Annotated in this window: 19 protein-coding genes, 1 other RNA gene and 1 pseudogene; 10 read left to right on the top strand and 11 right to left on the bottom strand. The window is 25.4% G+C overall.

Features of this window, described 5'->3' with window-relative positions; genetic code table 11:
- Positions 1-14 precede the first annotated feature (14 nt).
- The 4 genes from aceE to truA form a co-directional block, all read right to left on the bottom strand.
- Positions 15-2,678 carry a pyruvate dehydrogenase (acetyl-transferring), homodimeric type gene (gene aceE / locus AB4W59_RS00930; RefSeq protein ID WP_367673265.1) on the bottom strand — a complete coding sequence of 888 codons (2,664 nt, stop codon included), beginning with the start codon at positions 2,676-2,678 and terminating at the stop codon, positions 15-17.
- A gap of 167 nt (positions 2,679-2,845) precedes the next feature.
- Entirely contained in the window at positions 2,846-3,895 is a 1,050-nt protein-coding gene (locus AB4W59_RS00925) for a GMP reductase (protein WP_367673264.1), read from the bottom strand.
- Between the two features lie 570 nt (positions 3,896-4,465).
- The gene (gene secA, locus AB4W59_RS00920) at positions 4,466-7,156 is read right to left on the bottom strand and encodes a preprotein translocase subunit SecA (protein ID WP_367673263.1); all 2,691 of its coding nucleotides are present in this window, start codon (positions 7,154-7,156) and stop codon (positions 4,466-4,468) included.
- Between the two features lie 2,242 nt (positions 7,157-9,398).
- On the bottom strand, positions 9,399-10,172 hold the full coding sequence (gene truA, locus AB4W59_RS00915; RefSeq protein WP_367673262.1) for a tRNA pseudouridine(38-40) synthase TruA: 774 nt from the start codon (positions 10,170-10,172) through the stop codon (positions 9,399-9,401).
- 242 nt (positions 10,173-10,414) lie between these two features.
- Here truA and dksA point away from each other — a divergent pair, with 242 nt between their 5' ends.
- The 3 genes from dksA (at position 10,415) to panC (ending at position 12,705) form a co-directional block, all read left to right on the top strand.
- Positions 10,415-10,870 (top strand): RNA polymerase-binding protein DksA, encoded by a 456-nt coding sequence (dksA, locus tag AB4W59_RS00910; RefSeq protein WP_367673261.1) that lies wholly within the window; start codon positions 10,415-10,417, stop codon positions 10,868-10,870.
- A 177-nt stretch (positions 10,871-11,047) separates the two neighbouring features.
- Positions 11,048-11,839, top strand: a complete 792-nt coding sequence (gene panB, locus AB4W59_RS00905) for a 3-methyl-2-oxobutanoate hydroxymethyltransferase (RefSeq protein WP_367673260.1) — start codon at positions 11,048-11,050, stop codon at positions 11,837-11,839.
- 50 nt (positions 11,840-11,889) lie between these two features.
- On the top strand, positions 11,890-12,705 hold the full coding sequence (panC, locus tag AB4W59_RS00900) for a pantoate--beta-alanine ligase (RefSeq protein ID WP_367673333.1): 816 nt from the start codon (positions 11,890-11,892) through the stop codon (positions 12,703-12,705).
- Between the two features lie 11 nt (positions 12,706-12,716).
- Here panC and hpt read toward each other — a convergent pair whose 3' ends face one another.
- Positions 12,717-13,247, bottom strand: coding sequence for a hypoxanthine phosphoribosyltransferase (gene hpt / locus AB4W59_RS00895; RefSeq protein WP_367673259.1), 531 nt, complete (start codon positions 13,245-13,247; stop codon positions 12,717-12,719).
- 563 nt (positions 13,248-13,810) lie between these two features.
- Between hpt and thrA the strand changes: the two genes are divergently transcribed.
- Genes thrA through thrC form a run of 3 tightly spaced genes read left to right on the top strand, consistent with a single transcriptional unit; the run spans position 13,811 to position 18,501 of the window.
- Positions 13,811-16,258 carry a bifunctional aspartate kinase/homoserine dehydrogenase I gene (gene thrA / locus AB4W59_RS00890; RefSeq protein WP_367673258.1) on the top strand — a complete coding sequence of 816 codons (2,448 nt, stop codon included), beginning with the start codon at positions 13,811-13,813 and terminating at the stop codon, positions 16,256-16,258.
- 18 nt (positions 16,259-16,276) lie between these two features.
- Positions 16,277-17,206, top strand: a complete 930-nt coding sequence (gene thrB / locus AB4W59_RS00885) for a homoserine kinase (protein ID WP_367673257.1) — start codon at positions 16,277-16,279, stop codon at positions 17,204-17,206.
- Between the two features lie 5 nt (positions 17,207-17,211).
- The gene (thrC, locus tag AB4W59_RS00880) at positions 17,212-18,501 is read left to right on the top strand and encodes a threonine synthase (protein WP_367673256.1); all 1,290 of its coding nucleotides are present in this window, start codon (positions 17,212-17,214) and stop codon (positions 18,499-18,501) included.
- A 91-nt stretch (positions 18,502-18,592) separates the two neighbouring features.
- Here thrC and ychF read toward each other — a convergent pair whose 3' ends face one another.
- The 3 genes from ychF to AB4W59_RS00865 form a co-directional block, all read right to left on the bottom strand.
- Positions 18,593-19,681 carry a redox-regulated ATPase YchF gene (gene ychF, locus AB4W59_RS00875; protein WP_367673255.1) on the bottom strand — a complete coding sequence of 363 codons (1,089 nt, stop codon included), beginning with the start codon at positions 19,679-19,681 and terminating at the stop codon, positions 18,593-18,595.
- 28 nt (positions 19,682-19,709) lie between these two features.
- Positions 19,710-20,267 (bottom strand): aminoacyl-tRNA hydrolase, encoded by a 558-nt coding sequence (gene pth, locus AB4W59_RS00870; RefSeq protein WP_367673332.1) that lies wholly within the window; start codon positions 20,265-20,267, stop codon positions 19,710-19,712.
- A 185-nt stretch (positions 20,268-20,452) separates the two neighbouring features.
- Positions 20,453-21,064, bottom strand: coding sequence for a Fe-Mn family superoxide dismutase (locus tag AB4W59_RS00865; RefSeq protein ID WP_367673254.1), 612 nt, complete (start codon positions 21,062-21,064; stop codon positions 20,453-20,455).
- A gap of 330 nt (positions 21,065-21,394) precedes the next feature.
- Between AB4W59_RS00865 and rnt the strand changes: the two genes are divergently transcribed.
- Positions 21,395-22,069 carry a ribonuclease T gene (rnt, locus tag AB4W59_RS00860; RefSeq protein WP_367673253.1) on the top strand — a complete coding sequence of 225 codons (675 nt, stop codon included), beginning with the start codon at positions 21,395-21,397 and terminating at the stop codon, positions 22,067-22,069.
- 113 nt (positions 22,070-22,182) lie between these two features.
- On the opposite strand, the gene grxD is transcribed toward rnt, so the two are convergent.
- A complete protein-coding gene (gene grxD, locus AB4W59_RS00855) occupies positions 22,183-22,512 on the bottom strand; it encodes a Grx4 family monothiol glutaredoxin (protein WP_367673252.1) in 330 nt (109 codons plus the stop codon).
- 147 nt (positions 22,513-22,659) lie between these two features.
- On the opposite strand from grxD, the gene ssrA reads away from it, so the two are divergent.
- Together ssrA and grpE are read left to right on the top strand one after the other, a co-directional pair.
- Positions 22,660-23,023: a transfer-messenger RNA gene (gene ssrA / locus AB4W59_RS00850) on the top strand.
- Between the two features lie 241 nt (positions 23,024-23,264).
- Complete coding sequence (gene grpE, locus AB4W59_RS00845) at positions 23,265-23,813, top strand: nucleotide exchange factor GrpE (RefSeq protein ID WP_367673251.1); 549 nt, start codon at positions 23,265-23,267, stop codon at positions 23,811-23,813.
- A 37-nt stretch (positions 23,814-23,850) separates the two neighbouring features.
- On the opposite strand, the pseudogene ung reads toward grpE, so the two are convergent.
- Positions 23,851-24,517: pseudogene (gene ung, locus AB4W59_RS00840) on the bottom strand (uracil-DNA glycosylase).
- A gap of 106 nt (positions 24,518-24,623) precedes the next feature.
- On the opposite strand from ung, the gene AB4W59_RS00835 reads away from it, so the two are divergent.
- Positions 24,624-25,217 (top strand): peroxiredoxin C, encoded by a 594-nt coding sequence (locus AB4W59_RS00835; RefSeq protein WP_367673250.1) that lies wholly within the window; start codon positions 24,624-24,626, stop codon positions 25,215-25,217.
- A gap of 55 nt (positions 25,218-25,272) precedes the next feature.
- Here the strand turns inward: AB4W59_RS00835 and AB4W59_RS00830 are convergent, their stop codons facing one another.
- A complete protein-coding gene (locus AB4W59_RS00830; RefSeq protein ID WP_367673249.1) occupies positions 25,273-25,983 on the bottom strand; it encodes a DUF2076 domain-containing protein in 711 nt (236 codons plus the stop codon).
- Positions 25,984-26,181: the final 198 nt, after the last annotated feature.

Raw genomic sequence — 26,181 nt, 5'->3', positions numbered from 1 at the left:
TCTACTTTAACCTCTTATACTAAACGCGGAGTAATTTTATCTATATTAATATTAAATTTTAAAATAGCTTTTTCTACGATCTTAGAGTGAATATAATTTGATTGACTTAATACACTTAAAGCAGCTATGACAATATAATAAGAATTTACTTCAAAATGATTCCGTAATTTATCACGACTATCTGAACGTCCAAATCCATCCGTACCTAAAACATAATACACAGCAGAAGGAATATAATGTCTAACTTGTTCAGCAAATAAACTCATATAATCTGTTGCTGCAACAGCAGGGGAAGAATTCATTACTTGTTCTATATAGGATATTTTTTTTTCTTGATTAGGATGTAACATATTCCAGCGCGCACAATCTGCACCATTTCGAGCTAATTCTGTAAAAGAAGTAATACTATATATGTCAGTTGTAATAGAGTAATCTTGCAATAAGATTTCTGCTGCTTGACAAACACTCTGCAAAATAGCACCTGAACCCATTAATTGTACTTTAATTTTACCACCTAATAATGTTTTTAATTTATATATACCTTGACAAATGCCTTTTTCTACTCCTTTAGGCATTTCTGGCATATGATAATTTTCATTTGTAGTTGTAATATAATAATATATATTTTCTTGTACAACACCATACATTCTTCGTAATCCATCTTGTATAATCACTGCAACCTCATATGAAAAAGCGGGATCATAAGATATACAATTGGGAATAGTTAAGGACTGAATATGACTATGTCCATCCTCATGTTGTAAACCTTCTCCATTAAGAGTAGTTCTCCCTGAAGTTCCACCAATTAAAAAACCTCTTGCCTGCTGATCTCCCGCCGCCCAAAATAAATCACCTACTCTCTGAAAACCAAACATAGAATAATAAATATAAAATGGAATCATTGGAAAATTATTTGTGCTATATGAAGTAGCAGCAGCCAACCAAGAAGCAGTAGCACCTGATTCACTAATACCCTCTTGTAATATTTGACCTGTTTTTTCTTCTTTATAATATGCTAATTGTTCTCTATCTTGTGGTATATATTTTTGCCCGCTCGAATTATAAATGCCTATTTTTCGAAATAATCCTTCCATACCAAAAGTACGCGCTTCATCTGCAATGATAGGCACTATCAATTTTTTAATAGAATTATTTTTTAAAATAATATTTAATACACGTATAAAAGCTATAGTAGTAGAAATGTCTTTATTTTGTTTTTCTAACAATGGTTGAAAATCTATTAAATTAGGCAAATCCAATGAATTAGTAAATTTAGATAAACGAAAAGGAAGATATCCACCTAATTTTTTTCGCTGTTGATGAAGATATTGATGTTCTTGAGAATTTTTTTTAAAAGTAACATATGGTAAATTTTTTAATAATTGATCCGATATCGGAATATTAAAACGATTACGAATATATGTTATTCCCTGAATATTAATTTTTTTTATTTGATGTGCAATATTTTTTCCTTCAGCAATTTTACCCATACCATATCCTTTAATGGTATGCGCTAAAATGACTGTGGGTCGATCTTTTATTTCTTTAGCTTTTTTGAAAGCATTGAAAATTTTTTTAGAATCATGACCACCTCTATTTAGTTTCCATATTTCTTCATCTGTCATATCTTTCACTAAATCAAGTGTTTCTACATATTTTCCAAAAAAATATTTACGCACATATGCGCCATCTTTTGATTTCAAATTTTGATATTCACCATCAACAGTTTCGTTCATCAACTGAATTAATTTTCCGCTTTTATCTTTATTTAATAAAAAATCCCAACGACTTCCCCAGATGACTTTAATAACCGCCCATCCAGCACCACAAAAAAAACTTTCTAACTCATTTATAATTTTTCCATTTCCTATAACTGGACCATCTAATCTTTGTAAATTACAGTTTACTATAAAAATTAGATTATTTAATTTTTCGCGAACTGCAATAGTAATTGCTCCTTTAGATTCTGGCTCATCCATTTCACCATCTCCTAAAAAAGCATAGACAGTTTGTTTTGAAGTATCTTTTAACCCTCTATTATGCAAATATTTTAAAAATTTTGCTTGATAAATAGAACAAAGAGGTCCTAAACCCATGGAAACAGTGGGAAATTGCCAAAAATTAGGCATTAATTTTGGATGAGGATAAGATGGTAAGCCTATACCATCTACTTCTTGCCGAAAATTATTAATTTGTTCTTCAGATAATCGACCCTCTAAAAATGCTCTTGCATAAATACCTGGAGAAATATGACCTTGAAAATAAACTAAATCACCTCCATCTTCTTTATTAAAAGCACGAAAAAAATGATTAAAACACACTTCATATATTGTAGCAGATGATTGGAAAGATGATAAATGTCCTCCTAATTCCAAATTTTTTTGTGATGCACGTAATACCATCATGATGGAATTCCATCGAATATAAGCGCGGATATTTTTTTCTATTATTAAATTTCCCGGATATATAATTTCATCATCACTACAAATAGTATTAACATAATTTCTATTAGAAAAATCTTTTAAAAATTCTTTCCTATCAATATTAGATTTTTCAAGTATTTTTTCAATTAAAAATTTAGCTCTTTCTACACCTTCTTCACGTATAACAGATTCGATCGATTGTATCCAATCATTAGTTTCAACTGGATCCACGTCATGGTATAAAATTTCTGACATGACATAAATTCCTTATATATTATAGTATATATCTAATAAATAAATTTTTTATGATAAAAAAATATGACTTTGAATGTGAATGCTATTAAAAAATCAATAAAATTAAATATATATGTTATAATGAATTGTATTAATTTTTATTAGAATTCATATTTACATGAAAATTATCAAAATAAAAAACTATTAAATATACAATTTTCTTGCTCAGAAACACGTATAAAAGTTGTTCTTTTTGTAAGCTCTTTTAGTCTTGAAGCACCCACATAAGTACAAGCAGACCGTAAACCCCCCAAAATATCTTGTATTGTAGCATCAATACCACCACGAAAAGGTATTTTAACTGTTTTTCCTTCTGATGCTCTATATACTGGTACACCCCCTATATATCTCTGCATAGCAGATTTGGAACTCATGCCATAAAATAACATATATTTTTTAGATTTTTTTTCAATTATCTGACCATCACATTCACTATGACCAGCCAACATTCCACCTAACATTACAAAATCCGCCCCTCCCCCAAAAGCTTTTGCCAAATCACCTGAAACCGCACATCCACCATCGCTAATAATTTGTCCTCCAAGTCCATGAGCTGCATCTGCACATTCTATAATAGCTGAAAGTTGTGGATAACCAACCCCAGTTTTTATACGTGTCGTACATACCGATCCAGGTCCAATACCTACTTTTACTACATCAGCTCCCGAAAGTATTAATTCTTCCACCATTTCTCCTGTGACAACATTACCAGCACAAATAATTTTATCTAAAAAACATTCTCTCACTAATTTTAAAAAAGATAAAAAATGCTCGGAATATCCATTGGCTACATCAATACAAATATATTTTAGCTCTAAAGATAATGAAAAAATTTTTTTTACTTTAACAAAATCTAAATTAGATGTACCAATCGATACTATTACATGATTTAATGTTTTGTCTGAAGAAACGCTTACAAAATCTCTCCATTCTTCAAATGAATAGTATTTATGCACTGCTGTCAGTATATTATAATTAGATAAAGACTGTGCCATTTGAAATGTTCCTATTGTATCCATATTAGCTGCAATAATCGGAACACCAGACCATACAGTGGAAGAATATTTAAAAAAAAATTTGCGCGTTAAATCTACTTGAGAACGACTTTTTAATATCGAACGCTTAGGTCTAATTAAAACATCTTTAAAACCTAATTTAATATCTCTTTCAATACGCATAATAAAAACTCTATTAGATTGCAAGTTAATTTTATAATTAAATTTATATACTTTTATATAAAAGATTTATGATATATTTAAATAATACATGAAACATATATTATAAGGTTATTTTTTATTATAACATTCACTTAAAAAATTAATAGTATAAACATATACTAGATATTTTTTACAAAAATAAAATAACCATCATTAATACTAAAAAATATTAATAATAAAGATTATTTTATTTTTTAAAACACTATTTCTAAATTAAAAAACTTATAATTAATTGATTTTCTATATTAAATTAAAAAAATTATACTTTAATTCATATAAAAATTTTTTCTATAATTCAATAAAAAATATTTTATATGCAAGATTCTAATAAAGATGATCATGTATATAAAATAACTCTAAAACAATAACGTATAATAAAATATATATAAAATACTATATTATAGTATAAAATATTAAAGATTTTTACCGTGATTAATATCAAAATTTTTTATTTATATACAAATAATACAAATATATTTACATGTCATATGTTATGCCAATAACAAAAAAAATAATTTTTTCTTGAAAGTATTATACAACACCATGACAATATTTATATTTTTTTCCGGAACCACAAGCACATATAGAATTTCTACTTGTGTGAATATTCTGGATCGAAGAAAAAAAACTTTTATTATTTTTCTCTATATCGTACTCTGGAGACAATTTAGTATCAGGAGATAAAAAAAGCACATTATTATTAGTATATAAATATTTTTTTATAGTAGATAAATTAATAGCGCTCAAAAAAGATACCACTTCATATTTTAATGTTTCCAACATACTAGTAAAAAGATTAAATGATTCTCTTTTATATTCTTGTTTAGGATCTTTTTGAGCATACCCTCTTAAATGAATACCTTGTCTTAAATAATCCATAGCAGACAAATGTTCTTTCCAAAGTGTATCTAATGTTTTTAAGATAATAGATTTTTCTATAGCTCTAATTCCATTTTTATTTTCTATATTTTCTTTGTCTCTATAATTTTTTTTAGCAATAGAAATAATTTTTTTTATAATCATCTCTTCATTTAAAAATAATTCTTTTTTTAACCAACTTATAATAGATATATTTAAATTAAAACTATTACGCAGTTCTTGTTCTAGATAAATGATATTAGAGACATTTTTTGAAGAAAAAGGAGAAATAAATTTTTTTATTTGTTTGGTAAAAACATCTTCAAACATATCATCAATCATGTTTTTTATATCAATAGCATCAATTACTTTATTGCGTTGTGAATAAATAGCACGGCGTTGCTCATTAGCTACATCATCATATTCTAACAATTCTTTTCGCATATCAAAATTTCTACTTTCTACTTTTTTTTGCGCTTTTTCTATCGCTTTTGTAACCCAAGGATGCTCGATTGCTTCATTATAAACAATACCTAATTTACGCATCATATGAACAACTTTATCCGATGCAAAAATTCTCATTAAAGAATCATCCATAGATAAATAAAAACGAGAAGAACCACTATCTCCTTGACGACCGGAACGCCCTCTAAGTTGGTTATCAATACGACGTGATTCATGACGCTCTGTTCCGATAATATGTAATCCTCCAGATAATACAACTAAATCATGTTTTTTTTGCCAGTCTTTTTTAATTTTTCTTCTTTCATGTGGAGTAATATGAGATATTTTATTTAATTCACTTTCTAAACTGCCACCTAGGACAATATCTGTCCCGCGTCCAGCCATATTAGTAGCAATAGTCACTGCACCTGGTTTCCCGGCTTGGGAAATAATATCTGCTTCTTTCGCATGAAATTTGGCATTTAACACATTATGCGAAATATTTAAATCGAATAGTTTTTTTGAAATCAGTTCAGATTTTTCAATAGAAACAGTTCCTACCAAAACGGGTTGCTTATTTTTTATACATTTTTTAATATCCTGAATAATGGCATGTATTTTTTCCTTTTCAGTGATATAAATTAAATCAGGCTTATCTTTTCGGATCATGGGTTGATTAGTGGGAATGACAATAGTATCTAGATTGTAAATATTACTAAATTCAAAAGATTCAGTAGCGGCAGTTCCAGTCATACCAGATATTTTTTTATACAAACGAAAATAATTTTGAAATGTAATTGAAGCAAGTGTTTGATTTTCATTTTTTATAGTAACGTTTTCTTTTGCTTCTATAGACTGATGCAAACCATCAGACCACCTACGACCAGGCATCGTACGTCCCGTATGTTCATCTACAATAATAACATCGTTATCTTTTACGATATAATCAACATCTCGTATAAACAATTTATGAGCACGTAATGCTGATATAATATGATGCATTAATATTATATTATGTGAAGAGTATAAAGATTCTCCTTTCTTAATTAATTTTTGATCAAATAATATGTTTTCAATTAATATTAAACCTCTTTCCGTTAAGAAAACTTGTTTTAATTTTTCATCAATAGAAAAATGCCCTTTGCCTTTAAAAGATTCTGAATCTTCTTGATCTTGTGATATTAGTAAAGGTACTATATTATTAATTGTTTTATACAATTGTGAATGATCTTCTGAAGGGCCAGAAATAATTAACGGTGTGCGAGCTTCATCTATTAAAATTGAATCAACTTCATCTATTAGTGCATAATTTAATGTACGTTGAACTCTTTCTGCAGAAGAAAAAACCATATTATCTCGTAAATAATCAAAACCATATTCATTATTCGTTCCATAAGTAATATCAGCTAAATAAGCTCTTCTCTTTTCGGAAGCGGACATATCAGTTAAATTGAGACCTACTTTTAACCCTAAAAATTCAAATAAAGCCGAATTTTTTTTAGCATCCCGCTGAGCTAAATAATCATTCATCGTTACTATATGTACGCCTTTCTCATTTAGCGCGTTTAAATACGCCGGCAATGTAGAAGTTAAAGTTTTACCTTCACCAGTTCGCATTTCTGCTATACAACAATTGTTTAATACAATGCCTCCTAATATCTGCACATCAAAATGGCGCATATTAAAAACACGTTTGCTTGCTTCTCTAACAGTAGCAAATGATTCTGGCAGTAAACTATTTAAAGATTCACCATTCTTTAAACGAGCGCGAAATAAATATGTATTTTGACGTAATTGTGCATCAGAAAAACTTTTAAATACTGTTTCTAATTGGTTAATAGTATCAACTGTATTTTGCATTTGTTTTAAAATACGATTATTACGATTACCAAATATTTTTGTTAACAATTTAATTAACATGCTATGTTTCCATATTTATATATTTTTCTATAAAAAATTTAAAATTAATTTCTTGTTAAAGAACTTATTTATTCAATTAAATATAATGCTTAAAATAAAAATTAATATAATAAAAATATAGTAAAAGATATAAAATATCTTCAAAAAATATATCATATAAAATTTATAACATTTTAATGTGTTAAAAATTTTAGATAATAATTATATATTCTTTTAAAATAAGATTATTGACCATAAAATGATATATAATAAGTATCTAAATCAAAAAATAACTCTCTCTTTTATAAATATAAAAATATTTATACTTTTTAAAAAATTTACAATGAATAACATGAGTTTGCATTGTGAATCGTCTATAACATGTCTTAATTATATTTGATAGCAAAAATAACTCTATTGACTGTTAATACACATATTAGTTCTTATGATATTTTTCTTATCAACTATAGTATAAAAATATTTAGTATCCTGAAACTAATACTATTGAAATTAAAATATATATTTCAATATGCAAAAATTTTTACTAAAAATCGCATAAAGCAACTAATTTATAACTTTTTTTATTATTTTAAAATAAGAAATATAAATTACATCGAATATTTTATTGTAAAATCGAGAAAATTTAAATAGAAAATAGTATTTTTATATATAAGTAATCTCATTACAAATGAGAATTTTTATTCAGCCCAAAAATAATTATTTATACACTTAAAATATTTATAGAAATATTGAATTATTAGATTCTCAAAATTAAATAAGATATTATTTATGATCTTTAGGTATATATCTTATAATATGTCTATTGAATATCTTTAAATTAATTTTCTTACTGATATTAATAAGTGATATATTTATTAGATATATTATCTCTGGTAAAAATTTAATCTAAACAGTTTATTAATATTTTCGTAGATCTATTAGCGTGAAAAATTGCATATTAAAACTAAAATGCTTTATTTTAGTATTACTAATCACTCTTATTATCTGCAATACTTTTCTATATTTATTAATTTCTGTATTATCGCATCTAAATTTTTTATTTTTATACATGAAATAAATTTTTAAAAGATTTTTAAACCCAATTGTATAGTTTTCCATCATAAATAATAAATATTATTTATCCTAAATAAATTATGTATATAACTAAACATTTTGTTCGCTTGAATTATACTAATTTATAAAATATTTGTGAGGTTCTAAGAAAAAATTTAGAAACTCACTTTAAACATGTATGAGAAAAACACTTGCATATATCAAACATAATTATATATTATACATTTGAATGTAATATTATGTCTCTTTTACTGAAAAATTTGGCGAGATGTAACTGCAGATGATATGAAAAAAGATCCTATAAAAAATTAATAATACAATATACAATATTTTTATCTGCAATTAATTAATTAAAACTAAAAAAATAAAATGAGAAATATACAAATATTTTATGACACATTTAATTTCAAAACTCTATATTTCAATATAATGCTAAAATTCTTTCTTTATAAAAAAAATTAACGTGTATCTATTTTATATAAAGTAAATGTTTTGTAAAAATATTTTACTTATGGATTAGTTCATTTACTATGTATTTTATACAGTACAAACAAAAAATTTTTATTGACTCACGCAGTTTTTCAATAGAAAAAATGTAATATTATAGTTCAAAAAAATAAAACATATATTTTGTGATAATGATAATGTTGAAAAAATATTTTGATATTTTGTATAAAAATAAGCTTTTTAGTATTTTAAAATACAATGAATAAAAAGCTCAGGAAAAACTCATTTTTTAACTCTTAAATATCTTTTTATTTTTTATTAAAATAGTCGTCAAAAAAATTGAATATAAACATTCAGATATTTATATCTATAAAAATAAAAAATTTGTTCATACTATACTATATTCTGACATTATTTCCAGATGGAAGAAATAGATCTATTCTTATATACATTATTTATTGTAAAAAAATAATATATTTTAAAGTAGTACATTACTATATTCTGTATTATAAATACATATCCATAAAAAATAAAAAATATGATATATGATCATAAATAAATTAACCCGTTTAAAAAATATAATATATAAAATATTATAATATGTATTAATGAAAAACTTGTGTTAAAAATTCAAAAATATTGCATAGAATACATTAACAATTTTATTTGTGAATAAATTTGACATAAAAAATATTACAATAAAATGTTATTATAATTTATTATTACATAACATCATAAAAAACTAAGGTAAATTAAAAAAAATAGGGTATTCTACAGAAAACAAGTATAATCCTTTAGAAGCTGCAGTCGGACCAGCTAAATTTCTATCTTTTTTTTGTAACAAAATTTTCATCCAATTTTCTTTTTTTTTAGATATCCCAATTTCAATTAAAGATCCTACAATATTACGAACCATGTGATATAAAAATGCATTTGCTGTGATATCTATTATAATCCAATTATTTAAGCGCGAAATTTTTAATTTAAAAATTTTTCTACAAGAAGAACTCGATTGACAGTTTGCTGACTTAAACGCAGAAAAATCATGCTCTCCTAATAAGTATTGAGCTGCATTATTCATTTTAAGTATGTCTAATTTTTGATGAATATGATTATATCCATAATTGAAAAAAGACGTGCGTAAATTATAATTATATATTATATAACGATAAGAGCGGGATAGTGCACTATAGCGAGCATGAAAATTTTCTGGTACTTCTTTAATCCATTTAATTGATATATCTTTAGATAAGTAATGATTAGCACCTATTGTCCAAGCAGATTTTTTACGAATAGAAATTGTATTAAAATGTATAACTTGTCCTATGCTATGTACACCAGCATCAGTACGACCAGCACATATAACATCTATTTTATGATTTGCAATCATTGATAAAGATTTTTCTATTTCCTCTTGGATACTAGAAACATTTTTTTGACGTTGCCATCCATGATAATTGCCACCATTATACTCTACACATAGTGCAAATTTTTTTATCATTGTTATTTTAACCATATAAAATAAATTCATTTAAAATATTTGTTTAAAAATATTTTTTATGTGACACTTAAAAAAAATAAAATATGTCTCATTCACATTGCTGTTTAATATATTCTGATATTTTATTTATTTAATTGATAATATGTCATATTAATATATTATTTAATATTATTAATATTAATATATTTGAAAAAATATAAATAAAAAATCAAATATTATAATTATAATTTTAATAAACATATTATATGGAAAAAACTATGGAAAAAGAAAAAAACAAAAAAAAATCGTCTTTTAACTTTCTTTCTATCTCAGATGTAAAAGCATATCAGAAAAAAATAGATGAAGAATATATGAATGAAGATCAAATATTACATTTTAAAAAAATTCTAAAAACATGGAAAAATCAATTAAAAAACGAAATGAATCATACTTTACTTTATATACAAGAAAAATCAACTAATTTTCCAGATCCGATTGATAGAGCCGCGCAAGAAGAAGAATTTAATTTAGAATTACGAAATCGTGATAGAGGACGAAAAACAATAAAAAAAATTGAAATGACTTTAAAAAAAATTAAAGAAAAAGATTTTGGTTATTGTGACTCATGTGGTATAGAAATTGGCATTAGACGATTAGAAGCCAGACCCACTGCTAATCTTTGTATTGATTGTAAAACATTAGCAGAAATTCGTGAAAAACAAATGAATGGTTAATATAAAATTAAAAATAGGATATTCGACGAATAAATTATATTATTCCGAGTATCCTGAATTATACATTATTCTGATACCATCTCTCATATTTATCAATATTTTACAAACACTATTAAATATCACTTCATTAAAAAATTTTTATATCTTATAACTAGAAAAAAATACAATAGGATTAATATGGAAAAAATTACTATATCTACATTGCAACACTGTAAAAATTGCAATAATAAATTTGCTGCCATCACGGCTTATGATTTTAGCTTTGCGCGTTTATTTTCTAATCAAGGAATACCAGTTATACTTGTAGGTGATTCACTAGGTATGACCATTCAAGGCAACAATTCTACAATAACAGTAGAAGTTGATGATATTACCTATCATACTAAAGCTGTTCGTAAAGGTGCTCCAAAAGTATTTTTAATATCTGATTTACCATTTTTATCCTATTATAATGTTACAGAAGCTATTAAAAATACAAAAAAAATAATACAATCTGGATCAAATATGGTAAAAATAGAAGGTGGAAAAAAAATATTACATATCGTTAAAGAGCTTTCTGATAGATCAATATTAGTATGTGGACATATAGGTTTAACCCCGCAATCTATCGATTTTTTAAGTGGTTATAGAATACAAGGTAAAACATATGATGATGCTCAAAGATTGATAGATGAAGCGTTATTATTGGAAGATTCTGGTATAAAAATGCTTGTGTTAGAATGTATACCTTCAGCATTAGCTGAAACAATCACAAAAAAACTATCTATTCCAGTTATCGGTATAGGATCAGGAAAAAATACTGATGGACAAATACTAGTTATGCAGGATTTATTAGGTATTACAGAAGGGCATGTTCCTAAATTTTCAAAAAATTTCCTTAATCAGAAAAATAGTATTCAAGCAGCAATTAAAAAATATATCCTCGAAGTAGAAACAGGTTTATATCCTGATATCAAACACAGTTTTTAAAATAAAGAGAAAAAAATGTACATTTTTAAAAAAAAAAATTATTTCAAAAAATTAATACTTTAAAAAAACAAAATAAAACAATAGGACTTATACCTACCATGGGAAATTTGCACTATGGGCATATATCTTTAGTTTTATCAGCTCAAAAATATGTAGATATTATAATTGTTAGTATTTTTGTTAATCCTATTCAGTTTGATAATGAACATGATTTTAAAAAATATCCTCAAACTTTTGAAAAAGACTGTGAAATATTAAAAAAATACAATGTTGATATTATTTTTTTTCCTACTATACATGAAATGTATCCGTTTGGAATAAAAAATGAAATATTAATTGAAATTTCAAATTTATCAAATATTATAGAAGGTCAATCAAGACCAGGACATTTTCAGGGAGTTGCTACAATTATTTGTAAATTATTTAATTTAGTGCAACCCCAATATGCTTTTTTTGGTGAAAAAGATTATCAACAATTATTAATTATCAAAACAATAGTGATAGAATTAAATTATATGATTAAAATTATCAGTATACCCACTATACGATCAAGAAATGGACTGGCTCTTAGTTCAAGAAATAATCATTTAAATTCCTCAGAAATTAAAAAAGCGCCTTATTTGTATAAAATTATTCAAAACACTGCTGAAAAAATTATAAAATCAAAAAAAAATAATATTTCAGAAATCATTAAAATATCAAAATTAAAATTACTAGAAAAAGGATTTTTTATAGATATATTCAATGTATATGATGCTGAAAAACTGCAATTTTTATCAAAAAAAAGCAAAGAAGCAATCATCATAGCATCTGCATGGTTAGGAAAAACACGCCTTATTGATAATAAAAAATTTTTTATACGATAAATAGATACAAATTATTCAAATACAATCTTTCCAATATACGGTAAATAACGATAACGTTGCGCATAATCAATACCATAACCGACTATAAAATCATTAGGAATCGAAAAACCAATAAAATCCACACAAATATTAACTTCTCGACATTCTGGTTTATCCAGTAGCGTACAAATTGATAATGATTTTGGATTTCTTAATTTTAAAATTTCTAATACTTTACTTAATGTTTTTCCAGAATCAATTATATCTTCTACTATCAAAACATTTTTATTATAAATATCTTCATCTAAATCTTTAATAATTTTCACATCACCAGTAGATAATATGCCACGACCATAACTAGAAATAGTCATAAAATCAATTTCATGAGCAATCGTAATGCAACGACATAAATCTGCTATAAATACAAAAGAACCACGTAATAAAGCAATCAATATTATTTTATTTGTATTATTTTGATATCTTTGAGTTATGGCTCTTCCTAAAGCACCAATACGGGTGTGAATATCTTTTTGAGAAATCATAACTTTAATAGTATGTTTCATAGTATTAATTTAATATTTTCATATTATTCACTAACATTTTAATATAAACATTAATTTTATTACAATATCATTGAAATGAATACAATAATATATATTAAAAAAATAACTTTATTCTATAGAACATAAATAATAAACGTATATTTTATTATAGTATTAAATAATTTAAATAACATAATATATCTAGAAAAAAAATACATGTATCCATTATGATAAGTAAATTTATTAAAAATATTTATTTTCATTAAATGTAAAATTGTCAATATAAAATATATAAAAAAATTTTTCTTTTGAATAAAAAATTAACTTACTAAATTTATGCTAATATTAATAATATGACACATCCATATCAAAATAAACCAAAAAAAATATCTTATAATAAATTTATTTTATTAAAGACGTTAGTTATTTTATTTTTTTAAAATAATTAAAATGTATTTAGCTTTTTTACTACAATCATTATGCTAATTTTTAAAATTCATCATGATATCAATAAAGTATAACTGATAAAAAACTCGCTTATACCCTTATGCGGGTTTTTTTATGAAAAAATTAAGGAAGACAAAATGAAGTTATTAAAATTTGGCGGCACATCATTAGCTAATGCTGAAAAATTTTTATGTGTAGCTGATATCATAGAAAAAAATATTCAAAATAAAAAAATTGCAGCCGTGCTCTCCGCACCTGCAAAAATAACTAATTACTTAGTGCAAACTATTGATAATATAATTAAAAATGATAATAACGCACAAAACATCAATATTGCTGAAAATATTTTTCTTGAATTAATTCATAATATCAAAAAAATACAGCCTTATTTTTGTTACGAATCAATAGTGAAATTAATAAAAATAGAATTTAAAAAATTAAAATATATGATAGATGGAATAATTTTACTACAACAATGTCCAGATAATGTTCGTGCGATTTTAATTTCTCGCGGTGAAATACTGTCAGTTTTAATTATGAAATATATATTAGAAGCAAGAAAACATAATATTATTGTTATCGATCCTGTAAAAAATCTTATATCTAAAGGTCATTATCTTGATTCTACTGTTAATATACCTCGATCTAAAAAAATAATTAATAAAATTAATACAACTCATGCAGATATTATTTTAATGGCGGGTTTTATTGCAGGAAATAAAAAAGAAGAATTAGTAGTCTTGGGACGTAATGGTTCAGATTATTCAGCAGCAGTTCTCGCTGCTTGTTTGAATGCTAGTTGCTGTGAAATTTGGACGGATGTAGATGGAGTTTTTACTAGTGATCCTCGAGAAGTGATAGATTCTTATTTACTAAAATCCATCTCTTATCAAGAAGCTATGGAATTATCTTATTTTGGCGCTAAAGTATTACACCCACGTACTATTGAGCCTATCGCTCAATTTAAAATTCCATGTATTATAAAAAATACTAATAATCTAAAATCACCTGGTACTTTAATTTGTGAGGAAAATAAAACTGAAAAAAATTTTTTAAAAGGAGTCACGCACTTAGATAACATCGTGATGTTTAGTATATCTGGATCATCTATTAAAAATACGCTTAGTATTACTGGTAGAATATTTACTGCAATTGCTCAAAAAAAAATAAAGATTGTACTTATTACTCAATCTTCTTCAGAACATACTATTAATTTTTGCGTTCTTGAAAATTATATGAATTCAGTAAAATCTGCTCTAACGGAAGAATTTCGATTAGAATTAAAAGAAAAAATTTTAAATCCTATTAGTATAGAAAAAGAACTATCGATTTTATCTATTGTAGGATCATATATTCGCATGAAGCATAATATTGCTTCTAAAATTTTTTATATTCTAGGTTCTTCTAATATTAATATTCTAGCAATTGCACAAGGTTCTTCTCAGCATTCTATCTCAATGGTAGTAAATAAGAAAAATATTTTAAATGCAGTTAAAATCATTCATAATACAATGTTTTCTAATAAAAAAATTATAACTGTTTTTTTAATAGGTATAGGAGGTGTAGGAAGTACATTAATACAACAAATATTACAGCAACAAAATTTTTTAAATGAAAAAAATATAAATATTAAAATTTGTGTAATAGCAAATTCAAAAAAAATTTTAATTGTAAATAATGGTATTAATTTATCTTGCTGGGAAAAAGAATTTAAAAAATCACAAGAACAGTTTAGTTTAGAAAAATTGATTTCTTTAACAAGGAAACATCATTTTTTAAACCCGACAATAATTGATTGTACTTCTGATCAATATTTATCTGAAGAGTATAGTGCATTTTTAAAAAACGGTTTCAATATAGTCACTTCTAATAAAAAAGCTAATACCAATAACTTTGAATATTATACAAAAATAAGAAAAATTGCATTAAACACAAATAAAAAATTTTTTTATGAAACTAATGTCGGCGCGGGATTACCAATAATATCTACATTAAAACAATTATTAAATACAGGAGATACTGTAATCAAATGTCAAGGGATATTATCTGGTTCATTATCTTTTATTTTTGGAAAACTCGAAGAAGGAGTTCTATTATCGCAAGCTACTAAAGAAGCTAAAAATTTAGGATTCACAGAACCACACCCCGCTGATGATTTATCTGGTATAGATGTTGCAAGAAAAATATTAATTTTAGCCCGAGAAATGGGCTATCATAAAGAATTAAAAGATGTAAAAATTGAACCTATACTACCTCAGAATTTTAAAAAATATCAAGATATCAATGAATTTTTATTAAAAATAAAAGATGTAGATTCTTACTTTGTAGAAAAAACAAAAAAAGCACAGAAAGAAGGAAAAGTATTACGTTTCGTAGGAACTATAGACAAAAAAGGACAATGTACAGTAAAAATTGAAGAAATAAATATTACAGATCCTTTATATAAAATAAAAAATGGTGAAAATGTAATAGCGTTTTATAGTAAATATTATCAACCTGTTCCTCTTGTTTTAAAGGGATATGGAGCTGGTAATAATGTCACAGCCTCTGGAATATTCTCCGATTTGCTACGTACAATATCATAAAAATTCAGGAAAATAGTAATGATCAAAATTTATGCACCAGCTTCTATTGGTAATGTTGGAGTTGGATTTGACATTTTAGGTGCTGCTATTATGCCTATTAACGGTGATTTATTGGGTGATTGCGTTACAGTAAAACTATCAAAAGAATTTCAACTATGTAATCAAGGTACTTTCTCTGATAAATTACCTCAAAATACCCAACAAAACATTGTCTGGAAATGTTGGTTAAAATTTTGCACAGTAATGAAGAAAAAAATTCCAGTCTCGATTACACTAAAAAAAAATATGCCTATTGGATCCGGATTAGGATCTAGCGCATGTTCGGTTGTAGCAACGCTAGTTGCATTAAATGAATTATGTAATAAACCATTAAATTTAAAAGAACTATTGTTTTTAATGGGTGAAATAGAAGGAGAAATATCCGGTAGTGTCCATTATGATAATGTTGCACCATCTTATTTAGGTGGTATGCAATTAATACTCGAAGATAATGATGATATAAGCCAAAAAATACCTAATTTTCAAAATTGGTTTTGGATTATAGCATGGCCTGGTGTAAAAATATCTACTTCAGAAGCAAGAAAAATATTACCAAAAAAATATAATAAAGATACTTGTATCAAAAGTAGCCGATATTTAGCAGGATTTATTCATGCATCATATACTCAACAACCTGATTTAGCCGCAAGATTAATGCAAGATTTTATAGCTGAACCATATCGCGCAATATTATTACCTAATTTTATACATACAAAAATAGCACTAAAAAAAATTGGAGCTCTTAGTGTAGGTATATCAGGATCTGGACCAGCTATCTTTGCAGTGTCTGATAATATCAATATAGCTCAAAAAATATCGTTATGGTTAAAAGAAAATTATTTAAAAAATAATACAGGTTTTGTGCACGTTTGTTCTTTAGATTTAGAAGGTGCACGCCAAATAGGATAAAAAAAATGAAGCTTTATAATTTAAAAGATCATACTGAAATAGTCAATTTTGAACATGCTGTTAAATTAGGATTAGGACAACAACAGGGATTATTTTTTCCAGTAGAATTACCAGTTATTACATCCGTTGAATTATCAAAAATATTAAAAATGGATTTTATTACAAGAAGTACAGAAATACTATCTTATTTTATCAAAAATGAAATCTCCAAAGATAAATTATATGATTGCATTAAAAAAGCATTTTATTTTCAATATCCATTAAAAGTACAAATAAAAAATAATATAGGATGCTTAGAATTATTTCATGGCCCAACTTTAGCATTTAAAGATTTTGGCGCGCGATTTATGGCTCAAATGATATTATCTCTAAATAAAAATAATGAATCCTTTACTATTTTAACGGCAACATCAGGAGACACTGGTGCGGCAGTAGCACATGCTTTTTATGGTATGAAAAATGTCAGAGTAATTATTTTGTATCCAAAAGGAAAAATTAGTGAACTACAAGAAAAATTATTTTGCACTTTAGGAAAAAATATAAAAACTATATCTATCAATGGAAGTTTTGATGATTGTCAAAAACTTGTTAAAGAAGCTTTTGATGATAAAATACTAAAAGAATCAATAGGTCTTAACTCTGCAAATTCCATTAATATCAGTCGATTATTAGCACAAATATGTTATTATTTTGAAGCATTTTCATTAATTTCAGAAGAACAAAGAAAAAAATTAGTAATTTCTGTACCATGTGGTAATTTTGGAAATCTCACAGCTGGTTTATTAGCAAAATCCCTCGGTTTACCAATTAAATATTTTATAGCATGTACTAATGCTAATGATACAGTGCCTAGATTTCTTAAAAATGGTATATGGCAACCAAATCAAACTGTTTCTACTATTTCTAATGCAATGGATATTAGCCAACCAAACAATTGGACAAGAGTAGAAGAATTATTTAAAAGAAAAAAATGGGACATAAAAGAACTTAAATTTGGTAGTGTATCAGATGATGAGACAAAAAAAACATTACACGAATTGTTTAAAATAGGTTATATATCTGAACCACATGCAGCGATTGCATATCGATTATTAAAAGATCAACTAAAAGAAGATGAATTTGGTTTATTTTTAGGTACTGCTCATCCTGCAAAGTTTAAAAACACTATAGAAAAAATATTAAATAATATTATTACTTTACCTCAGGCGCTTAAAAATAGAATCAATTTACCATTATTATCTCATAATATAAATCCTAATTTTAGTAAATTAAAAAAATTCTTGTTAGAAAAATAATTCTAAATATAGAGAGGATAAGTAATTTTTCCTCTCTAGAGATGGTTTTCACATGAAACATGGCATTTGTTAACAATATAAATAAAATTTATTATACATTAAATAAAAAATGAATTATATCACCATCCTGAATACAATAATTTTTCCCTTCTGTTCTACATTTTCCTAATTCTTTTATTATTGATTCGCTTTTATATTTTAAAAAATCGGAAAATTTTATAATTTGTGCGCGAATAAAACCCTTTTTAAAATCGCTGTGTATTTTTTCCGCAGCTTCTATACTGGTACTTCCTTTAGAAATAGACCAAGCGCGAATTTCTTTCGGCCCCACAGTAAAAAAAGTAATTAAATTAAGCAATTGATATCCTTTATTAATAATGTCATGCAATCCTAGAAAAGGTATATCAAATTCTTTTATAAAATATTTTTTTTCCGTTGTATTCATGCTAGAAAGATCTAATTCTAATTGTGCTAAAACAGGAATAACAACAGTATTTTCTTTTATAGCTATAATTTTTAGCTGATTTAATAGTGCAATTGATTCTTTTTCTTCATTCATATTAGCAACATACATTGTTGGTTTTAAAGTTAATAAACGCAAATATCTAATTATTTTTTTTTCCTCTATATCTAATAATGCATTTCTAATCATAACACCACGAGATAAAAAAGAGATGCATTTTTGTAAAACGAATAATGTTTTATCTTCTAATTTTTTATTAATTTTTATTTTTTTTTTAAGTTGTAACACAGACTTTTCGCACGTTTCTAAATCAGATAAAATAAGTTCAGTATTTATAATCTCTATGTCTTTTAATGGTTCAATTTTTTGATATGCATGAACAATATTGTTACTCTCAAAGCAACGCACAACATGTACTATTACATTCGTATCTCTTATATTACTTAAAAATTGATTACCTAAACCTTCACCTTTCGAAGCGCCTTCTACTAAGCCTGCAATATCTACAAATTCTATAAATGTATGCACTATTTTTTTGGAATTGACAATCTTTGAAAGTTTTTGTATTCGATAATCTAACACTGGTGATATACCAATATTGGGTTTGATAGTGCAAAATGGAAAATTTGCAATTGCAGCATTACCTTTTGTTAAAGCATTAAATAAAGTAGATTTACCAACATTGGGCAAACCTACAATTCCACATTTAAAACTCATATTCATACACCTTTTAAAACAAATAATTTTAAATAATAGATTTATTTTTTAATTTATCTTGCATTTTAATTAGTATAAAAGTTTCACGTACTGCATTTAAGATTGATTTTTTAATTAATAATCGCTCTATATTAGTCGGATAAGATAATACAAAAAAAGCTATTTTTTCTTTTTCTAATGGACGACCAATACCAATTCTAAATCGATAAAAACTATTTTTTTCATTAAATGTATCAATTGTATTTCTTAATCCATTATGTCCACTATGTCCATAGCTATATTTTAATTTTGCTATTCCTGGTTTAAGGTCTAAATCATCATGTGCTATCAATATTTGATTTAAATTAATACCATAAAATGAAGCCATTTTATAAATTGATTTCCCATTAATATTCATAAAAATATTAGGTACTAATAAACGAATAGAATAATGATTTATTTTAATACAACCAGTAAAACCTAAAAATTTTTTTTCTTCTGTTAAATATGCTTTACAATTTTTTGCTAACATTTTAATATACCAAGAACCTACATTATGGCGCGTATTCTTGTATTTTTCTAATGGGTTAGATAACCCGACAATCATTTTAATTATATTCAAACAATATCCTTAAATAATAGATTTAATATATTACAATATAAAAATTATTTCAAAAAACATATAATATCTCTATTATATGTTTTATGTTATATTAGTAATTATTTTGAATATCAAAATAATTAATTTTCAATGTATGCCAGTTATTGATAATTAACACAAAAAAAAATAAATTATTTTTGTAAACGATTAGAAGCCTCTTCCCAATCTACTACATTCCAAAATGCTTTAATATAATCTAATCGTCTATTTTGATATTTTAAATAATATGCATGCTCCCAAAGATCTAAACATATAATAGGAGTTCCATAAGTACCTGATATTTCTAATCCCATTAAAGGATTATCTTGATTGTTTGTAGACACTATAGATAGATGATCATTTTGATTGACTAACCATACCCATCCAGAACCAAAGTGATTTAAAGCCACTTCTTCAAATTTTTCTTTAAATTTTTCAATACTTATGAATTGTTTTTCAATTTCTTTTTTTAAATCACTTGTTAATTGTGTATTTTTTTTTAATCCTTTCCAAAATAAAATATGATTAATATGACCTCCGGCATGATTTTTTAAAATATCTTTTTTATCTAATACAATTTCACTAAAAATAGATATTAATTCTTCAATAGACAATGAAGAAAAAGTAGTATTTTCCAAAATAATGTTTGTGTTGTTAATATAATTTTGATGATGCTTTGTATGGTGAATACGCATCGTGTGTTCATCAAAAAAAGGTTCTAAAGAACTATAGGAATATGGTAAAGAGGGCAAAAAATAACTCATTATTTTATCCTTATAAAGTATAATTAATATCTGTTAATTATTAAAACTACTAAAATATTTAATAATCGCTGAAATTATGAATTTAACTTAAAAAATTATATAAATTATAGTATAATTTTAAATATATAAAAAATTATAATACATATTTTCTGGATATATAAATTTTTTTATTCAGTATAATATGTACGTTTTAAATAATTGTATAAATAAAAAATTTTATATTTTTCTCATATTTATATTAATAAAATAAAAAATTTAAAACAGTTTATATGCAATATAATCAAAAAATAAATATAATCAACATAAAGTGTTCTAAAAAATGAGATTTGGATGTCTATAATTCAAGAATACAATTTATTAAGTAAAAGATTTCGTACCTTTTATCCTGTCGTCATAGATATCGAAACAGCAGGATTCAATCCTATAACTGATGCAGTATTAGAAATTGCCGTTATTACGTTAAAAATGGATAAATCAGGATGGCTGCATAAAGAAAAAAAATTACATTTTCATATTCAGCCGTTTGAAGGATCTATTATTAATTCTGAATCTATTGCTTTTAATAAAATTGATCCATTCAATCCATTACGCGGCGCTATTAGTGAAAAAAAAGCTATTGAATCCATATTTAAAATAGTACATCAGGGTATAAAATTACAAGGCTGTAGTCGCGGCATTGTTGTGGCGCATAATGCTAGTTTTGATCATAATTTTTTAATGGCAGCTATCAATAGAGTAAATGTTCAAAAAAATCCCTTCCATCCTTTTGTTACTTTTGATACAGCGGCATTAAGTGGATTAGTCGTTGGGCAAACGGTATTAGCTAAAGCGTGCAAAGCTATGGGTTTATCATTTGATAATAATCAAGCACATTCTGCATTATATGATACTCTACAAACTGCGAACTTATTTTGTGAATTAGTGAATCGATGGAAACGATTAGGCGGATGGCCTATTCAAGAGAGTAAAAATAAAAAAATTATCACATCTGATACAAACATTTAATTAATTGAAAAATATTTTCAAAATACAAAAAGATATGACATTAACACTCGAGATCATTTATCGAGATACTGTATGTAATGTCATATCGACTCGTTTATAATATAATAACCAAACTATTTCATGTTTTTATTTTTTGTAGCACTCGTAATCAATTTTTGTAATTCTCCATTGTTTAGCATTTCTATTATAATGCTACAACCACCAACTAATTCACCATTAATCCATAATTGCGGAAAAGTTGGCCAAGAGGCATATTTAGGTAATTCATTTCTTATTTCTATATTTTCTAAAACATTAATATATGCAAATTTTTTTCCACAAGCAGACAAAGCTTGCACTGCTTGAGCAGAAAAACCGCAACTAGGTGATTCTGGAGTACCTTTCATATAAATTAAAATAGGATTATCTTTGATTTGAGACTCTATTTTTTGAATAATATTCATATTTTAAACCTTTATAATAATACTTCTTTTAAAAAAAAAATAACAAATAAATTATAACAATATAATTATAAAATATAAAAAATTATTTGTAATAGCAAATGATAAATATCATAGACAGTTTTATTTTTTTTTGTAATAATATAACAAGGGGCTGTTTTTGGATTTGACAAAATTATCAAAAAATACAGTGCATGCCGAGGAACGGTTTGCCTCGATAAAAACCGAAAAAAAATAGCTGCAAATCATAAACAACACTACGCTTTAGCGGCTTAAAAACCCGTTTTAAAGCCCTTCCTTCTCAGCCTCCTCTCTTAGGACGAGAATAAAGGAAGGTCAAAAAAAGAGAAAATGCATATACCAAGCTTGACGGTTATGTATGATTTTATTCAAGCTATACGTTTATAATGTGTTTTTCCAAATTAAACGAGGAAATGTATTTAGAAAAACTAAGCATGTAGTACTGTATTCGTAGAAATTTTGGACGCGGGTTCGAATCCCGCCAGCTCCAATATATTCGCCTAAAAGATATGCAAAAAAAATTAGTATTTCTTTATTTTCTATTTAAAAAAATTAAACGTTCTATAGAAATCATTTCAAAATAAAAAAATCCTTAAAAAAAAGATTATATTAAAAACTGCACTTCTTACTTTTTAAAAACCTACAATATTAAAAATAAAAAAATATTATATTCTTCATATAATAATTATAAAATACGTAATTAATTTCTACTTCATATTTTATCTGGTACGCATATGGACAAAATAGAAAATAATTTAAAACACAATATTGATGAAAAAGAAAATAATTGTCTTCTTCAAGATAATGATAAAAAAATAAATGAACTAAAATTAAAATTAGAAAACGCTCAAAAAAATATTAATGATATAAAACTACGACAATTAGCAGAAATAGAAAATATTGAAAAAAAAACTCGATATCAAATAGAACAAGAAAAAAAAATAGAAAAAGAAATATTTTTTAAAAAAACATTATCTATTATAGATCATTTTGAAGAAACACTTCTACTCTCTCAAAAACTAAAATTACAAGATGAACCTGTAATAAAGGGCGTTGAACTTACGTTAAAATCTTTTTTAAGTACTATGTGCAAGTTTGGAATATCTATAGAAGGTCAAGAACATGAAATATTTAATCCCAATCTGCATAATGCTACTTCTGAAAAAGTATCTACTAAAATAAAACATAATCATATTATTTCTGTACATAAAAAAGGATATACATTTAATAAAACTGTATTGCGAAAATCCATAGTTACAATAGCTAAAAATAAATCAATATAAATTTATTTAAAAATAGAAAAATTATATTTTTCTATTTTTAAAATAAGAACCAATTAATAGGTTTTTTTTTTTCATGTATTAATATCTTATTGGTTTGAGAAAAATGCTTGCAACCAAAAAATCCTCGACAAGCAGATAAAGGAGAAGGATGAGCAGCTTTTAAAATATAATGCTTTTGATCATTGATTAAATAACATTTTTTTTGTGCTTCTTTTCCCCATAATAAAAATACAATACTCTTATGATGATGATTAATCATACTAATAACTGTATTAGTAAAAATATCCCATCCTATATGATAATGTGATCTAGGTTTTTTAGACTCTACTGTTAAAATGCTATTTAATAAGAAAACACCTTGTTTTGCCCATGTTGTTAAACAACCATGCTTAAAAACAAAATTATTTTGAAAATCGGAATTTAATTCTTTGTATATATTCTTTAAAGAAGGTGCTATAGTATAATTTTTAGGTATAGAAAATGATAATCCATGAGCTTGATTTTCAGAAATATATGGATCTTGACCAATAATAACCACTTTAATCTTGTTAAAATCAGTAAACAAAAAAGCATTAAATACATCCTGATGAGAAGGGTAAATGATTTTTTTTAATCTTTCTTTTTTAAGAAATTGTATGATATCAATAAAATATTTTTTTTTTTTCTTGAAACAAAACATCTTTCCAACTTAAAAAAACATTCATTATTAAATTCCTGTTTGTGTAAAAATCATAAATAGTTATTATAATATATTATGATTTTGTTATTATTTATATCATTTATCTTCATTATAAGATAATAAGGAAAAATATGGTTCTCGTAACACAACAAGCTCCAAATTTTATAGCACCAGCAATTCTAAAAAATGGTGATATTGTTCAGAAATTCGATTTAAAAAAATTTTCTAATAAAAAAAAAATTATACTATTTTTTTGGCCTATGGATTTCACTTTTGTATGTCCATCTGAAATTATAGAATTTAATCAACTTTATTTAAATTTTAAAGAAAAAAACGTAAAAATAGTCGGCGTATCTACTGATAGCGTTTTTGTGCATCAAGCATGGCAAAAAACCCCAATTAAAAATGGCGGTATTGGACCTATTGCATTTCCAATGGTTTCCGATATTAAACGCGAAATTCAACAATCTTATGGTATTGAGCATCCCGATCTGGGAGTGGCGTTAAGAGCTTCTTTTTTAATTGATAATCATTGGATTGTACGTCATCAAGTAGTAAATGATCTTCCTTTTGGTCGTAATATACAAGAAATGATGAGAATGGTAGATGCTATAGATTTTCATAATAAAAATGGAGAAGTATGTCCTGCTAATTGGAAATCAGGACAAGAAGGTATGAAAGCATCTCTCGAGGGAGTGTCTTCGTATTTGAGTAAACATTATTAAAATTTTTAATTTAAAGTCAGCAGTATACATTTAATGCTGGCTTTACTATAACAATTTATATTAAATTATCATCATTTATATCTATATCATCCATATCATCTATATCAGAATTATATATGCTAGAATCTGAAGGTGTATCATAATCGTTATTATCCTCATAATTGATAAAATCACTATTATGATCAGAATTATCATGAGTAGCACCATGCAATATATTCGCATCATTATCATCTAAAGAAGATTCATGAATAGTATTAAAGATGTCCTCTTCTGGTTTTGTATGTTGAAAAAGGTTCATCAGCATATTCCCCAACATCATACCTCCTGCTACACCAGTTGCAGTTTGCAATGCATTACTCAGAAAACTACTACGGCCGTTATTATAATTTGTTGGAATGGCAGTATTAGCACCCGGTGTCGCTGGAATATTTTCATTTTTTGACATATTATGTGCATGTGATGAAGAGAAGGGAGAAGATTCTTTTTTGGAAAATAATCCCGATAAAAAACTAGTTTTTTTTATATTATTTTTTTCTTCCAACTGTAATAATTGACTTTTTAATTCTTCAATTTTTTCATTCATTTTTTTAATAGCTGTTTCCTGAATTAATATTGTTTGAATCATATAATAAGCCGAAGACGGTTGGTTTTTTACTAAATTTTTAATTAGAATATCAGCTTGCTCATCTCGAGAAGAGGAGTTTAATTCAGCATTTTTTAAACGATCAAATAAATTTTCTATTAACTTTTTTTCTTTATCTTGCATATAAAACCTCGCTTTAAAAGAAATTTTATAAATATAGTTAAATTTCTATTTTAATACTTAAATAAAAAATAAACAATAAAAAATTTATTTTTTATATTAATACAAAATTATCTATAATAATGATTTGCTTTCCATGCACGAAAGAAATTAATTATGTTATAATATAACCATTTTCTAACCACACGCTATTATATTAAT

Source organism: Buchnera aphidicola (Cavariella theobaldi) (assembly GCF_964059165.1).
GTDB lineage: Bacteria > Pseudomonadota > Gammaproteobacteria > Enterobacterales > Enterobacteriaceae > Buchnera > Buchnera aphidicola_BO.
The sequence above is the reverse complement of the archived record's forward strand: the minus strand, read 5'-3'. Positions and strand labels throughout refer to the sequence as shown.